Origin of the sequence: Bacillus sp. FJAT-26390 (genome assembly GCF_001682865.1) — a bacterium.
Taxonomy (GTDB): Bacteria; Bacillota; Bacilli; order Paenibacillales; family Paenibacillaceae; genus Pristimantibacillus.
This window is the reverse complement of sequence record NZ_MAQX01000001.1, coordinates 770249-783815: the sequence shown is the minus strand read 5'-3', so window position 1 is coordinate 783815 and position 13567 is coordinate 770249. Positions and strand designations below refer to the sequence as shown.

Sequence of the window (13567 nt, the reverse complement as noted above, 5' to 3'; positions counted from 1 at the left end):
ATCAGCCCGCAATCGGATTCGTCTTTCACATTATTGTTCCAATTTGCGGCCCATAAACAGCGTCATCACGAAGGAAAAGCGATTATTGCGATCGTCTAGCGCAGCACATGCAGCCCGCTGCCCCCTGCGGAGCGGGAACGCAACAAGGACCGCCGCGATAACCGCGGCGATCCTTGAGAAGACGTCAGGCTGATCAAATAACCATTCGTAAGCATGCACTGCCCAGCTTCTTAGCCATATAAGCAGAGCAACACAGGTGGCAGCCATACGTCCCCGTTCTTATCGAAAACCTCCGGTTGGACGTTATAATGCTCCCTATTATATCCGAGTTAAGCTTCTTCGCCCAGCAATGATGTGAGATTTCCACGGTAAAACAGCTTTAGCATATGCAAGGCACGCGTACAGCCGACGTAGAGCAGCTTCGCATCAAGCGGCGCATACGCCTCCTCGCTAGCATCTGCTACCAGCACGGCATCAAACTCCAAGCCTTTGGATAAATAGACAGGCACGACCGACAACCCGCCGCCATAAGCTGGCTGCTTGCTTTGCACAAGCGATGCTTCCAAGCCGCGATCGATCAAATGCTTATGGATTTCCTCGCATTCAAGCGCCGTGCGGCCGATGACGGAAATCGTCTCGTATTCGCCCTTCTCTTGCCATTCCCGAACGGTCGTCTCAAGCGCCTCAAGCCACTTGTCATTGGATACAGGCTCCGTGGCAACGGCATCACCGCTCCGGAATACAGGAACCGCCGGTTTGACGCCGCCAGTCATGCTTCCCAATATTTTGTTCGCGAACTCAATAATTTCCATCGTCGAGCGATAGCTTCGGTTCAGCTCATAGAAGCCGATCTGCTCCTCTTCGAATAACGCGGTCAGCTCCGACCAGCTTTGCACGCCGGTGTATGCATGGATCCCCTGCTGCAAATCGCCTAATACGGTCATCGACGCTGTTCTTTGGCACAGACGGAGCACCTCGAGCTGGAAGGGTGAATAATCCTGCGCTTCGTCAATGACGATATGGTCGAATGCCTGCTTCGGCAAGCCGAAGAGCTGAAGCTGGATATAAGCAAGCGGAGCCAAGTCCTCGGCGGCTGCGACTCCCTTTTTCAACCGATCCGCGGTAGCTGCTGCGATCGCCTTCGGAATGCCTGCCGCGAGCTGCTTGCCGCTGAATAGGGACGCATAAAGCTGCACGGATGTATAGGCCGGAATTTTTTTCGTAAAGCTGTTAAACTTCGTGAGCGCCTTTGCCCGAACTTTCTTATCGGCGATTCCCTTCATCTTCAGCTCAGACTCGAACCAGCGGCGAATACGGCTAACGAGTCGATCCCTCTTCTTCATTAGCGTCTCGTCGCCGTAGTCGGTTTCATACCATTCGCGCATTTGCGCCGGAGACAGCTCAAGGCCGTCAATCGGCACAAACGGCGTCGCCGGTACGATCCGCTGTTCAAAATCAACTATACGCTCGTCGACAATCGCCTTGAAAGCCAAATGGCCTTTAAAACGGCCGGACGCATGCTCGATCTCATCCGCGGTCCGCCTCTCTTCAAACCAATAAGCCATCGTATCGGACGGATCGCTGACGGCAATCGTCTTCTCTAGCAGCTCTAGCGACCAATCGCTAAAGGTGGTCTGCTGGATATCTCCAACGCCAAGCTCCGGCAGTACGCCGGATATGTAGTCTAGAAACATACGGTTTGGCGCGAAAATAATCATCCGCTCCGCCCGCATCCGATCGGCGTATTGGTAGAGCAGGAAGGCAAGGCGGTGCAGCGCTACGGTCGTTTTACCGCTTCCCGCTACCCCTTGAATAAACAAAGCCTTGTTGCGGTCCGCACGAATAATCCGGTCCTGCTCGCCTTGAATCGTCGAGACGATATCCCGCAGCTTATTATCCTTGTTCTCGCCAAGCCGGTATAATAGAAATTCGTCAGTGACCGAGCCTTCCTCCTGGCCGCGTACGTAGCTGTCGACCAAACGGACAATCTCTCCCTGACGAATCATGAAATTCCGCTTTAAATGCACATAACCTTCGATTTCACCATCAGGCGATTCGTAGGAAGCTGGCGCCTCGCCGCCTGTGAAGGAATAGAATACGCTGGCAGCCGGTGCGCGCCAATCGATGACCAGCAGCTCGTTGCTGCCTTGCTTTGCGACGCCTGCTTTTCCAATATATAAAGGTTTCTGCTCGCCTATAGGCAGCTCCTGAAAGTCAATGCGGCCGAAATAAGGCTCGCGCTTGGAAATTTCAAGTCTCAATCTCCGTTCCTCTTGCTGCAAATCGAGCATTTGCTCCGTAAAATCGTCGCCCTTATAGCGCGGGCCAATAGCTTGCAGCTGGGCGAGAATGTCTTGTAATGACGCCGTTAATCGTTCTTGCTCTTCTTGATAGGCACTTTGAACGGTCATGTCAGTTACCTCCTAAGTTTTATGTGCTGGAAAATAAAAAAGAGAAGCCCCAATATACCATAGGACGGCTTCCCAAAGCAATCAGGAGTTTGCAGTCATGCCTATGAGCCAGACGGCTCCGATTATAAGCAATAAATTAAGCCCGAACAGAAACGGAATGCCTACTGTAAACGAACGATGCTTCGTTTTGTGACGCCACGTATTCATAGCAAGCCAAGTGCCTCCCGCTCCGCCAATCGCGCTCAGCAAGAACAAACGCTTCTCAGGAACGCGCCTGCGATGTTTTTTCGCACTCTTTTTATCATAGCCCATCAACACAAAGGTATAGCAGTTAAGGAGTACGAAATAAATGATTAAAACATATAAGGCCATAACGACATGCCCACATCCTCTCTTCAAAAAAAGCTTGCTGGCCATAATCGGGCCGGCCGAGCAAAATTACGTATTTCTCGGCTTCGCCCGATTTGTCGGTGCAGCAGAATAGGGATCATCCGGCCAATAATGCTTCGGATACCGCCCCTTTAAATCCTTCTTCACTTCAAAATAAGCGTTCTCCCAGAAGCTTCTTAAATCTCTCGTTACTTGGACGGGACGCTGGGACGGCGACAATAAATGAAGCGTAACCGGCAGCCTTCCTCTCGCAAGCAGAGGAGTGTCCTTAAGGCCAAACAGCTCCTGTAGCCGGACGGCAAGCACGGGCGACTCGGGATCGCTGTAATCAACCGGGATTCGCGAGCCGCTTGGCACGACGATATGGGTCGGCACCTGCTCATCCAGCTCTTGCTTCTGCTTCCAGCTAAGCTTGCCTTCCAGCAGCTGCAGCATCGATAGCTTTTGCAAATCCGAACGGCTTTTCATACCGAAAATATGCGGCTTTAACCATTCCCCAACCGATTCCAGCAGCGCCTCATCGGAAGCCTCCGGCCAATCCTCGCCCGCAAGAGCCATCAGTTTCATCCTTGCCTTCAACTGCTGCGCCTGCTTGCTCATTGGCAGCATAACAAAACCAGCCTGCTTAATCGCGGTTATTAAGGTGTCTGCGACCTGCTCTTCATCAGGCTTCTGCAGGATGGACTCCTTCATTACGATGGAGCCAAGCCGAGTACGCTTCCTCGCCCTCACTGCCTGCGCTTGGGAATCCCATTCCACTACATCCTCGTTCGTTATGTAGCTTGCCATATATTGCTCGATCATAGGCAGACTTAGCTCTGCTGCAAGCCGCATACGGCTTTCTGTACCGGCATCATCCAGCTCGCAAGCAGCTAGATAAGGCGATCGCGATAGCGGCTGCAGCTCTGGCAGCACCGCGCCTCTTCCATTTGCCAGCAAATAACGCCCGTCGCTGCGGCGCTGGGCGATACGGTCGGGATAAGCAAACCCAAGCAGAACACCGAGCGGGAGCTTTAGGTTATGAGCCACTTCATTCACAGCCGATGCCCGCTTCGGAACAAGCCGCTCCCATTGGTCCGCTTGTGCCATTATGCGATAAGCGGCTCCACTGCTTGGATGCTCTGCGCTTCCGCTGTTCGAACCTTTGCGTTCCGTGCGCCCGGCCAACCGGTATAGAAGCTCTAGCCGCAGCTGAATATCAACATTGCGCTCTTGCGGAAGCAAATCGCGTTCGCTTAATAAGGCAGCAACCTCGCATGCCACTCGCGTCTCTCCTATTTCTGCAGCCTGCAAAATCATCGCGCCGAGCCGGGGATGCAGCCCGAACTGCGCCATCCTCGCTCCTGCAGCTGTCGGTTTGCCGCTGTTATCAATCGCATTCAGCAGTTGCAGCAGCGATTTAGCTTGCTCGTAAGCAGCAGCGGGCGGCGGCGTTAGCCAATCCAGCTCTGATGGATCTTGGATGCCCCAAATCGCTAGCTCCAGTACAAGTGAGGCAAGATCTGCCTCAAGCAGCTCAGGCGTGCTTTGTTCAGGCAAATAGGGATGCTGAATTTCGGTCCAGAGCCGGTAGCAGCTTCCAGGTGCCAGACGTCCCGCCCTGCCGCGGCGCTGATCGGCTGACGCCGTGGAGACAGCCACCGTTTCCAGCCGCGTCATGCCTGTTCTTGGCGAAAAGCGCGGAACGCGCATTAGCCCGCTGTCTACTACAATCTTAACGCCTTCAACCGTCAAGCTGGATTCCGCAATCGAAGTCGCAAGCACGATTTTGCGCTCTCCGGCTGAGCATGGCGCAACGGCTGCATCCTGCTTCTCCAGCGGCAAGCTGCCATGCAGCTCCTCGATCCGAACACCGGATGGAAGGCCGGCTTCATATAACCGCCTTGCCGTCCGGCGTATTTCCGCGACTCCCGGCAAAAATGCAAGCACATCTCCATCATGTAGACGCAGCGCTTCGACAATCGTACGAGCCATATGCGGCTCAATTGGTCCAGAAAGCTTCGCTTTCGCATAATGCGTCGCAACCGGGAATACCCGTCCTTCGCTCCGAATGACAGGCGCTCCGCCAAGCAGCTCGGCAATCGGCTCCGCAGCAAGCGTCGCGGACATGACAATGAGGCGCAAATCCTCGCACAGAAGAAGCTGCGACTGCAAGCATAACGCAAGTCCAAGATCACCGTGCAAATGACGCTCGTGGAACTCATCGAACAGGATCGCTCCGACCTCTTCGAGCGCCGGGTCCTCCTGAAGCATCCGAGTGAGCACGCCCTCCGTGACGACCTCAATGCGCGTGCGCGGACCAACCCGCGAGTCAAGCCTAACGCGGTAGCCAACCGTCTCGCCCGCCTGCTCGCCCAGTGATTTAGCCATGAATTGGGCAGCAGAGCGTGCCGCCAGCCTGCGCGGCTCAAGCATGATGATCTTTTTGCCGTGAAGCCATGGCTGATCCAGCATCGCAAGCGGAACACGCGTCGTCTTCCCTGCTCCCGGTTCCGCCACTAGCACAGCATTAACGCCCCTTCGGAGCGACTCAAGCAGCTCGGGCAGCACCGCATCAATCGGCAATTGCAGTTGATTCATGCTGATTACTCCTTTACCATCTGCCATCTATTTCACGATTCGCAGCATTTGGACGACTGGCCTGTTGTCGCCGGGCAAGGCAGCCTCGCTGCTGAACAGCTGGGAGGAGCCATCACCATCGAGAAAAATCCCGTCAACAAGCTTGCCGTCGCCGATGCTGGCAACAATCGCTTCCCGAAACACGGCTAACGATCCCTTCGTTTCGCTCACAATTAAGTACAAAGCACCCGCATTGTCGTATACGGCTGCCGAACGCAGCCGATTATCATCTGGGAAAGGGGCATTTTCCTTAATCGTTTGCTGAATCCATTCGTCGTCATTCCCAAGGCTCATACTAATGCCGCCCTGCGCCCAGAATCGCGTATGGTCCTTCACTCTCAGCTCGGAAGCATGACGGGCAACCTGTACGCTCAAAGCATCCGAAGCGCCGTCCCACACCAGCGTTCCGCGCGCATACTTTACGTTCTCATTTCCCGTTCCAAAATTACCGATCTCTTTGTTAACCGGCAGACTGTCCACCATGCCGATGCTCAGCAGCTGATTGCCATAAAAAAATCCGCCGTTAATGCCTACTTTGCCTGCAAGCGTAACGTTGTTATTGATCGTCTCCAGCGTTACGTACGCTGGTTTCGTCTGGAGCACATGAAGCTTCATTCCGTTAAAGGAAGCTTCTGAAAAATAAGTATAGTGCAGCCCTTTCTCAGCAGCTAAAGGGTCGGAAGCCGATTTATTGCCAAGCGACATGATCATAAAATAGAGCATGATTGCTAGAATTGCGACGATGCCCGCCAAAATACTGATAATGGCAACCAGCTGCTTTTTGCTCATCCGAGCAGGCTCTTTCATTTCCATCTCTCATGATTCTCCTTGCCTTGTTATCATTTAAACCAACCTTTCGTTCTGAACCAAGCGTACATGCCAATACCAATGACGAGCATGACCGTTATGACGGCAAAATAGCCCCAGTCCCACTCCAGCTCCGGCATATAGTGAAAATTCATGCCATATATGCCCGCTAGAAAAGTGAGCGGCATAAAGATCGTCGTGATAACGGTGAGCGTCTTCATAATCGAATTCATCCGGTTTGAATTAAACGAGATGTAGCTGTCTCGCAAATCTGCCGTCATTTCTCTGCTTGAATCCATCATTTCGGACAGCTTAAGCAAATGGTCATAAATATCATGATAAAAAGCCAAATACGGCTTCAGCCCATCAATGCGATCCGAATTCGTCAGGCGGTACAGCAAATCCCGCATCGGCACGATTGTTTTGCGAAGGCGAAGCAAGCGAGACCGAATGTTGAAAATATCGCTCATCGCCGTCTTGCTTTGCATTTCGTCGCCGCCGATTTCCATATCAAGCAGCTGGTCCTCCAGCTCATGAACGGCAGGGAAATATTGGTCGACCAGCTTGTCCATCACGAGATAAGCCGCATAGATCTGGCCTCTCTCGCCTATTTTGGAACTAGCCATAAGCTTGGCCATCGCTTCGTCAATTTCAGGCGACCGCTCATAATGGAATGTTACGATAAACTGCGGCCCCAGAAACAGATTAATTTCATTTACCGTCAACGTCTTCCCCTCAACCTCATGCAGCACAAAAAAATGAACATCATCGTAATGATCCATTTTGGGCCGCTGAAGCAAATGGTAGCAATCCTCGATCGCCAGCGGATGAAAGTGGAAAAACGTATCGAGCAGCCTGCATTCCTCTTCCTTCGGATCGTTGAAATCAACCCAATACCATTCGAGATCAGCCGTCTTCAGCTCTTCAATCGTCAAATCCGTCAACCATTCTTTTTGTTTCGTATAGCCAATAATCCGTATCACGGGATTCGTCCTCCCATTCACCACGTTAGATAGTCGATAACTGATCGTTCAACTTATCCATTTTACATGAAATACTAGCCGCTGTAATGTCATTCCGCTATTTTTGGCGTATCGGCCGCTTCTTTTACGACTCAAGTCTATGGCATGAATAACGTTTTAACCTTAGTTTTGCCAACTAATCGCTGCGGTTATCTAATGCCGCATGAAAAAAACCGCTTGAAACAAGCGGCCTTGAGCACGATCAAGCAACATGAGGCAGCATATGACGCGGCATTACGTGTTCAGCCTCATATGCGTATAGTATGGTTCGAAGCCGAACTTTGCCCAAAAGCCTTGTCCTCGCGGATTGGATTGCAGCACATCTATCCTCACTTTGGCGCCAAGTTGAAACGAGCCGTTAATTAACTGCTGCAGCATCATGCTGCCATACCCCTTGCTCCGATGCTCGTTCCCTATTTAAAACTGCCTAAGGTACACAAACGATTCTTCTGGAAAATATTCATCGATGTATCAAAATATCCATCGCTCTCGCCGTCCAATCCTCGATCGCCTACCTTACTCCTCCTGCTGCGTTCGGGTTGCCTCAAGCACCGTCTCATAAACCGCTTCACCGATAGCGCAGCCGATTGTAGTCGCAGCGCCTGCATAAGCATGCACCGCATTCCAGCTAGCCGCTTGACTGACTCCAATGACGATCGCATCCGTCGTCGTGCCGGTCGCAGAATTGCCGGTCGCTTTTTCGACGATGCCTAGCTGCTGGAGGGCGGCCGTTTTTGCTTCTGTGGCCGTTATGATGGCATTCACCATAGCGGACTCAGACATTTGGCCGTCGACGAGCAGTATCGTATTAATCGTACCCGGCGTATAAGCTGAGAAGGTGCTGCGCGGCAAGCCTGCCCTCGCCGCATTCCGCGTGCCGACAGTCGTGCAGCATAGCAGCTTGAACTTGTCGCCTTCCAACTCGGTTACCGCCGCATGCGTCAGCTTAGCCGCTGTAATCAAACCAATCGTGTGAGCGGGGTCGCTGCCCCACTCCGCGCATTGCCGAACGAGATCTCGCACAGGATCATCACATTGATAGGTAAGCGGCACCTTCCAGTTAATAATCCGATTCGCATAAGAGAAACCTCCCGGATGAACGGCGCTGCTCAGCGCATGCAGCTGATCCTTAGTGCGTACTTCAATCCGATCCGCTAGCAGCTGCAGGCTAACTCCGCTCCAAATGGCTGAATCAAAACGATAGCCTTGGCGAAATGGTTGCGTCATAGCGCCTCCTCCTTCTGCTGACCAAGCAGCTCATAAATGAGCGGCATGTTGAGGTATTTGCGCGCATGCTCCGCCAACCGATCGAACGCTGCTTCTCGTCTTTCTTGAAAGCGGAGCTCTGCGGGAAGGCCTGGCAATCCCTTGGATTCACGCAACCCATTCAACCAATGCCTCCGAAAATCATCATTATGCAGAATGCCGTGAATAAACGTTCCCCACAGCTTGCCATCAGCCTTGCTAGCTCCTTCAGCGACATACGCGGAGGAAGCTCCTATTGCTAGATTCGCTTGATGCTCCCTAACTTCAAACGGCTGGTAATCTGTCTCATCCTCGCGAGACCATATGACTTCACCCATATGGATCTCGTAACCCTCGATCAAAGCAGGCAAGTCATGCCCGCGGAATCGGCTGATCCCCTCGACACGAACCGTTCTTTTTTGCTCCGCAAAACGGACCTCGAATGGAAAAAAACCAAGTCCATCCGTTTCCTCTATAGCCGATTCCACGTGCAGCGGATCATACAGCCGCGTGCCGAGCATCTCATAACCGCCGCAAATGCCGACTAAAGCTCCACCGCCGGACACATGTTTCTGGATCAACTCGTCTAGCCCTATTTCCTTCAGCCATATCAAATCTGCGATTGTATTTTTGCTGCCGGGAACAATAACCGCGTCGGGATTGCCCCATTGCTCCGCATGTTCAATATAACGAAGCTGAACGTCTTTCTCGAAGCGCAGCGGGTCCATATCGGTAAAATTCGAAATCCGAGGCAGCCGTATAACCGCTATATCCAGCTCCCGCTGCTCGGCATTCCCTTCCTTATGGACGTGTGCATGATGCTTGCTAAGCGATAACGAATCCTCGTCCTCCAGCTCTAGTCCCGGCATATACGGCATAACGCCAAGCACCGGTTTTCCCGTTCGCGCTTCCAGCCAATCCAGTCCAGGCTGCAGCAGCGATACATCGCCTCTAAATTTATTGATAATAAATCCGCCAACGCGGTCGCGTTCATCCTGCTCAAGCAGCTCAAGCGTGCCTACAATGGAAGCGAATACGCCGCCCCGATCAATATCGGCAACTAGAATGACAGGGGCATCCGCCCACGCCGCCATCCGCATATTGACGATATCGCGGTCCTTCAAATTAATTTCGGCCGGGCTGCCCGCCCCTTCCAGCACTACGATATCGTAATCCTCTCTCAAACGCCGAAGCGAAGCTTGTACAATGCTGCCGGCTGTCGGTAAATATTTTTCGCGGTATTCCACTGCATCATAATCACGCAGCGGCTTGCCGTGCACGACAACCTGAGAGACCATTTCTCCCGTCGGCTTCAGCAAAATCGGATTCATGTCCGTCGTCGCCAAAATGCCGCAAGCATCCGCCTGCATCCCTTGCGCGCGCCCGATTTCTTTGCCGTCCCAAGTTACATAGGAGTTGAGCGACATATTTTGCGATTTGAAGGGAGCGGTGCGCCAGCCGTCCGTTTTGAAAACCCGGCAGAGCGCAGCCGTGATCAAGCTTTTCCCCACATCCGATGCCGTGCCCTGAACCATAATCGTCCGACCATGCTTTGTATCTATGCTGTACACCTTTTCTTCAGATGGACTCATTTGACACCGCGTCTTTGAAGCAAGCATTGCTTTAATGCCGCTACCAGCTGCTCATTTTGCTCGCGAAGCTTAACGGCAACCCGGATATACGTGTGATCAAGGCCAGCAAATCTTGACGCATCACGAATTAGGACGCCCAGCTTGCCCATCTCCAGCTGGAGCATGCTGGCGCTAAGCTCCGCATCCTTCGGGATACGGACGAGCAAATAGTTAGCCGCGCTTGGGTTAACTTCAAAACCGATTGCTTGCAGCTCCTTCGTCAGCCAAGGACGTTCCTCTAGCAGCCACGCCATCGTCCGTTCGGAATAATCCGTCTCGTTCAGCACCGATTCGCCGATCAGCTGCGCCAACGAATTAACGCTCCATGGCACCTGCAAACGCCTAAGCCCGCTTAATGTTCGTGACATGCCTACAATATAACCGAGCCTGATGCCGGGAATGGAATAAAACTTAGTCATCGAGCGAATGACGAACAATTTTTCATGTCTTGTCGCCTCCTGCACGAGGCTGTAACGCGATTCCTCAGGCACAAAGTCCATAAACGCTTCATCAACGACGACATAAGCCCCTTTTTTCAACAACGTGCGAATGAGCTCTGGATCAACAAGCTGTCCGGTTGGATTATTGGGTGAGCCGAGCATAAATAAAGAACCGGTCGCAGCTGCTTCGCATAGATGCTCCAATTCCAAATGCAATTCGAATTGATTTTCGGATGACAGCTTAATCTCATATACCGCCCCGCCGATTTTGCGGACCGCATCGCCATATTCATCGAAACACGGGATAGCCAGTGTCGTTAATTTAGGCTGCAGCGCGCGAACGATCAGATCGATCAGTTCCGCTGCGCCATTGCCGACGACTATCGATAGCTCATCGATTTGGTGATGCTCAGCAAGCTTCCGTCTAAGTCCTCGTACGGCTGGATCAGGGTATTGACCGATCGTATCCGCATACGCCATCAGTGCTTGTTTTACACTTTCCGGGGGACCAAGCGGATTCATGTTCGAGCTGAAATCAACAAATTTTTCCGCAGCAATCCCGAACGCTTCCTCGGCTGTCCGCAAATCGCCGCCATGACCGTATCTCTCCAACATCTTCAAACCCAACTCCTTAATTTAGTAAGCGTGCAGCCAAATAACAGCTGCAAAAAGCAGCACAGCTTCAATCGCTTCGTTCATTGCTCCATATGTATCGCCAGTCAGGCCGCCAAGCTTCCGATTCAGCCAAGCCGCAAGCAATCCGCCGCAGCAGATTGTAATGCCGGCTGCAACCATCAGATAGACCAGCGCCGTGCCCGAATTTATTCCTGCAAGAAACAAAATGAGCCACGTGCTGGCTCCTGCCACTACAATCGAAGCAGTCGCCTGCAAACCTTTAACCTCATTAAATAAAACGGCAATTCCTTCACCCGAACGGGCAAATGGCCAGAAAGCGATTGCTGCGCCCATCCAAGCCCTGCTCCATATCGGTCCGATCACGAGCAAAGGCCAATACCGATTGGGTTGTTCTGCAACAAAAAGTTCAGCCAATAAGGAAGCTTTGAACAGCAGCAGCAGCACTGCGGCAAGCACGCCCATCGCCCCTACCCGGCTATCCTTCATAATTTCGAGCATGCGCTCGCGGGACCGGTGACTTAGCACGCCGTCAGCCGTGTCCATCCAGCCGTCAAGATGCAGCCCGCCGCTTAATGCGGTCCAAATGGCAAGTACGATCACGGCGCTTGGAAATGCGGGCACAACTAAATGAAGCAGCCAAGAGAAAACAGCTAAAAAAAGGCCAATAAGCGCTCCTGCAAGCGGAAAATAGGCAACACTGCGCGAGAGCACCGGTCCTTGAAACGGCACGGTGAGCGGTACCGGAAACCGTGTCAAAAATTGAAAAGCAGCGATTAGAGCCTGAGCCTGCAGCTTCACCTCACGACGAACCATACTGCAATCACTCCTATAAACAAAATAAAGCTAACGCTATACAATAAGCGGACGGTAAGGACAATATCATTAGGCTGTAAAGGCCGCGTCGGCCAGCCCATTCTCGCTCGTTCGCTCGGGACGCCAAAGTACATATTCGTGCCGCCAAGCTCAATGCCAAGCGCGCCTGCCACCGCAGATTCCGGTATGCCGCTGTTCGGGCTGGGATGAAGATGCGCGAAGGATCTAATGGCACGCAGAGACTGCCCAGCCTTCATTTGCGGCAAGCAAAAGGCCGAGATCGTAAGCATTACGCCTGTTAGCCGAGCCGGAATAAAATTCAGCACATCGTCCGTCCGTGCCGAGCACCAGCCAAAATAAGTATACTTCTCGTTGCGATAACCGACCATGGAATCCAGCGTATTCGCCGCACGGTAGAGCATAGCAAGCGGAGCGCCGCCGAGTAAGGCGAATAAGAGCGGGGATACAAGCGCGTCCACTGTATTTTCCGCAACTGTCTCAACCGCAGCCCGCGATGATTCCCTCTCGTCAAGCTTCGTGGTATCTCGTCCAACAATGTAACCGACATATTTGCGCGCTTCATCCAGCCTGCCTTCTAACAGAGGCTGATAAACCAGCATTGCCGCTTCCTTTAAGCCTTTTACTGCTATTGTAGTTGAAATAAACCAAGCGCTAACCGCATAACCAAGCCACGGATGCACCGCATCCGCTGCCCAAACGAGCAGCCACATCGAACCACAGCTAATTACAAGCGTTACAACGGTTAAAACAACGCCTAATGCCCTAACAACAGACGGTTGACTTACGAACCGATCTGGGGCAAGAAGACGCTCCAACTGCCGAATGAGTCTTCCGATCCAAATGACAGGATGAGTCGGCCATTTGGGATCACCGACGATCCAGTCAATCGCGATGGCTGCCGCTGCTAGCAGAAGCAGCTCCTTCATGGAATAAAAAATCATAGTTGCTCCCATCTGAAAGCCTGCGATTTCAGCTCGATCGGAATGCCTGCCGTCACAAGGAAAACCCGGTCGCACACCGCCGCTGTCTTCTGATTCAGACGTCCCGCCTCGTCTCGAAACCGCCTGCCAAGCGGATAAGCAGGAACGATGCCGTCACCGACTTCATTGGTGACGATTAGAAGCGGATGAGGATAACGCGCAATCGCTTCCAGCAGCTTGTCCATTTCAAACTCAAGACGGTGCTCATCGATCAATTGTTGCTCAAGCTCCATCAGCCAGTTCGTCAGCCATAAGGTTAAGCAATCTAACAGCACAACAGGCGGCTCCATGCCGCTATGCAGTTCATCTGTAAATTGCTTCCCCCATCGGTTAAGCAAATCCGCCGCATCATAAGCATCCTCTGCCGTTTCCCAGCTAAATCCGGTCAAGTCACGATCCGTTCGGTGTTTTGTTATCCGCTCTCTCATTTCGTCATCATAAGGCTGACACGTTGCGAGATATAAACCGCGTGAAGCAGTCCGCATCGCATATTGCTCAGCGAAGCCGCTCTTGCCGCTGCGCGCTCCGCCGGTTACCAGTATTGCCATCTTC

Annotated in this window: 13 protein-coding genes; all 13 read right to left on the bottom strand. The window is 52.6% G+C overall.

Going from position 1 to position 13567, the window contains the following annotated elements; translation table 11 throughout:
* Positions 1-30 precede the first annotated feature (30 nt).
* Positions 31-267 (bottom strand): hypothetical protein, encoded by a 237-nt coding sequence (locus A7975_RS33965; RefSeq protein ID WP_065384150.1) that lies wholly within the window; start codon positions 265-267, stop codon positions 31-33.
* A gap of 62 nt (positions 268-329) precedes the next feature.
* Entirely contained in the window at positions 330-2411 is a 2082-nt protein-coding gene (locus A7975_RS03670) for a HelD family protein (RefSeq protein ID WP_065384149.1), read from the bottom strand.
* 81 nt (positions 2412-2492) lie between these two features.
* On the bottom strand, positions 2493-2783 hold the full coding sequence (locus tag A7975_RS03665) for a DUF1294 domain-containing protein (RefSeq protein ID WP_065384148.1): 291 nt from the start codon (positions 2781-2783) through the stop codon (positions 2493-2495).
* Between the two features lie 66 nt (positions 2784-2849).
* Positions 2850-5381 (bottom strand): ATP-dependent helicase HrpB, encoded by a 2532-nt coding sequence (gene hrpB / locus A7975_RS03660; RefSeq protein ID WP_176707660.1) that lies wholly within the window; start codon positions 5379-5381, stop codon positions 2850-2852.
* 27 nt (positions 5382-5408) lie between these two features.
* On the bottom strand, positions 5409-6233 hold the full coding sequence (locus A7975_RS03655; RefSeq protein ID WP_082197954.1) for a hypothetical protein: 825 nt from the start codon (positions 6231-6233) through the stop codon (positions 5409-5411).
* A gap of 26 nt (positions 6234-6259) precedes the next feature.
* Entirely contained in the window at positions 6260-7210 is a 951-nt protein-coding gene (gene corA, locus A7975_RS03650) for a magnesium/cobalt transporter CorA (RefSeq protein ID WP_053375846.1), read from the bottom strand.
* Between the two features lie 273 nt (positions 7211-7483).
* Complete coding sequence (locus A7975_RS32790) at positions 7484-7666, bottom strand: GNAT family N-acetyltransferase (protein WP_255314209.1); 183 nt, start codon at positions 7664-7666, stop codon at positions 7484-7486.
* 99 nt (positions 7667-7765) lie between these two features.
* Entirely contained in the window at positions 7766-8476 is a 711-nt protein-coding gene (locus tag A7975_RS03645) for an adenosylcobinamide amidohydrolase (RefSeq protein ID WP_065384147.1), read from the bottom strand.
* Positions 8473-10086, bottom strand: a complete 1614-nt coding sequence (locus A7975_RS34650) for a cobyric acid synthase (protein WP_065384146.1) — start codon at positions 10084-10086, stop codon at positions 8473-8475. Before A7975_RS34650 ends, A7975_RS03645 begins: the two co-directional genes overlap by 4 nt.
* Entirely contained in the window at positions 10083-11180 is a 1098-nt protein-coding gene (cobD, locus tag A7975_RS34645; protein ID WP_065384145.1) for a threonine-phosphate decarboxylase CobD, read from the bottom strand. The genes A7975_RS34650 and cobD overlap by 4 nt, the downstream gene beginning before the upstream one ends.
* A 21-nt stretch (positions 11181-11201) precedes the next feature.
* The gene (gene cobS, locus A7975_RS03630; protein WP_065384144.1) at positions 11202-12014 is read right to left on the bottom strand and encodes an adenosylcobinamide-GDP ribazoletransferase; all 813 of its coding nucleotides are present in this window, start codon (positions 12012-12014) and stop codon (positions 11202-11204) included.
* On the bottom strand, positions 11996-12976 hold the full coding sequence (cbiB, locus tag A7975_RS03625; RefSeq protein WP_065384143.1) for an adenosylcobinamide-phosphate synthase CbiB: 981 nt from the start codon (positions 12974-12976) through the stop codon (positions 11996-11998). The genes cobS and cbiB overlap by 19 nt, the downstream gene beginning before the upstream one ends.
* Complete coding sequence (cobU, locus tag A7975_RS03620) at positions 12973-13563, bottom strand: bifunctional adenosylcobinamide kinase/adenosylcobinamide-phosphate guanylyltransferase (RefSeq protein ID WP_065384142.1); 591 nt, start codon at positions 13561-13563, stop codon at positions 12973-12975. The genes cbiB and cobU overlap by 4 nt, the downstream gene beginning before the upstream one ends.
* Positions 13564-13567: the final 4 nt, after the last annotated feature.

Bases quoted from the DNA above. Each gene is read 5' to 3' on its own strand.
- A7975_RS33965 (WP_065384150.1), bottom strand. From the start codon at position 267: ATGGCTGCCACCTGTGTTGCTCTGCTTATATGGCTAAGAAGCTGGGCA.
- A7975_RS03670 (WP_065384149.1), bottom strand. From the start codon at position 2,411: ATGACCGTTCAAAGTGCCTATCAAGAAGAGCAAGAACGATTAACGGCG.
- A7975_RS03665 (WP_065384148.1), bottom strand. From the start codon at position 2,783: ATGGCCTTATATGTTTTAATCATTTATTTCGTACTCCTTAACTGCTAT.
- hrpB (WP_176707660.1), bottom strand. From the start codon at position 5,381: ATGAATCAACTGCAATTGCCGATTGATGCGGTGCTGCCCGAGCTGCTT.
- A7975_RS03655 (WP_082197954.1), bottom strand. From the start codon at position 6,233: ATGGAAATGAAAGAGCCTGCTCGGATGAGCAAAAAGCAGCTGGTTGCC.
- A7975_RS03645 (WP_065384147.1), bottom strand. From the start codon at position 8,476: ATGACGCAACCATTTCGCCAAGGCTATCGTTTTGATTCAGCCATTTGG.
- A7975_RS34650 (WP_065384146.1), bottom strand. From the start codon at position 10,086: ATGAGTCCATCTGAAGAAAAGGTGTACAGCATAGATACAAAGCATGGT.
- cobD (WP_065384145.1), bottom strand. From the start codon at position 11,180: ATGTTGGAGAGATACGGTCATGGCGGCGATTTGCGGACAGCCGAGGAA.
- cobS (WP_065384144.1), bottom strand. From the start codon at position 12,014: ATGGTTCGTCGTGAGGTGAAGCTGCAGGCTCAGGCTCTAATCGCTGCT.
- cbiB (WP_065384143.1), bottom strand. From the start codon at position 12,976: ATGATTTTTTATTCCATGAAGGAGCTGCTTCTGCTAGCAGCGGCAGCC.
- cobU (WP_065384142.1), bottom strand. From the start codon at position 13,563: ATGGCAATACTGGTAACCGGCGGAGCGCGCAGCGGCAAGAGCGGCTTC.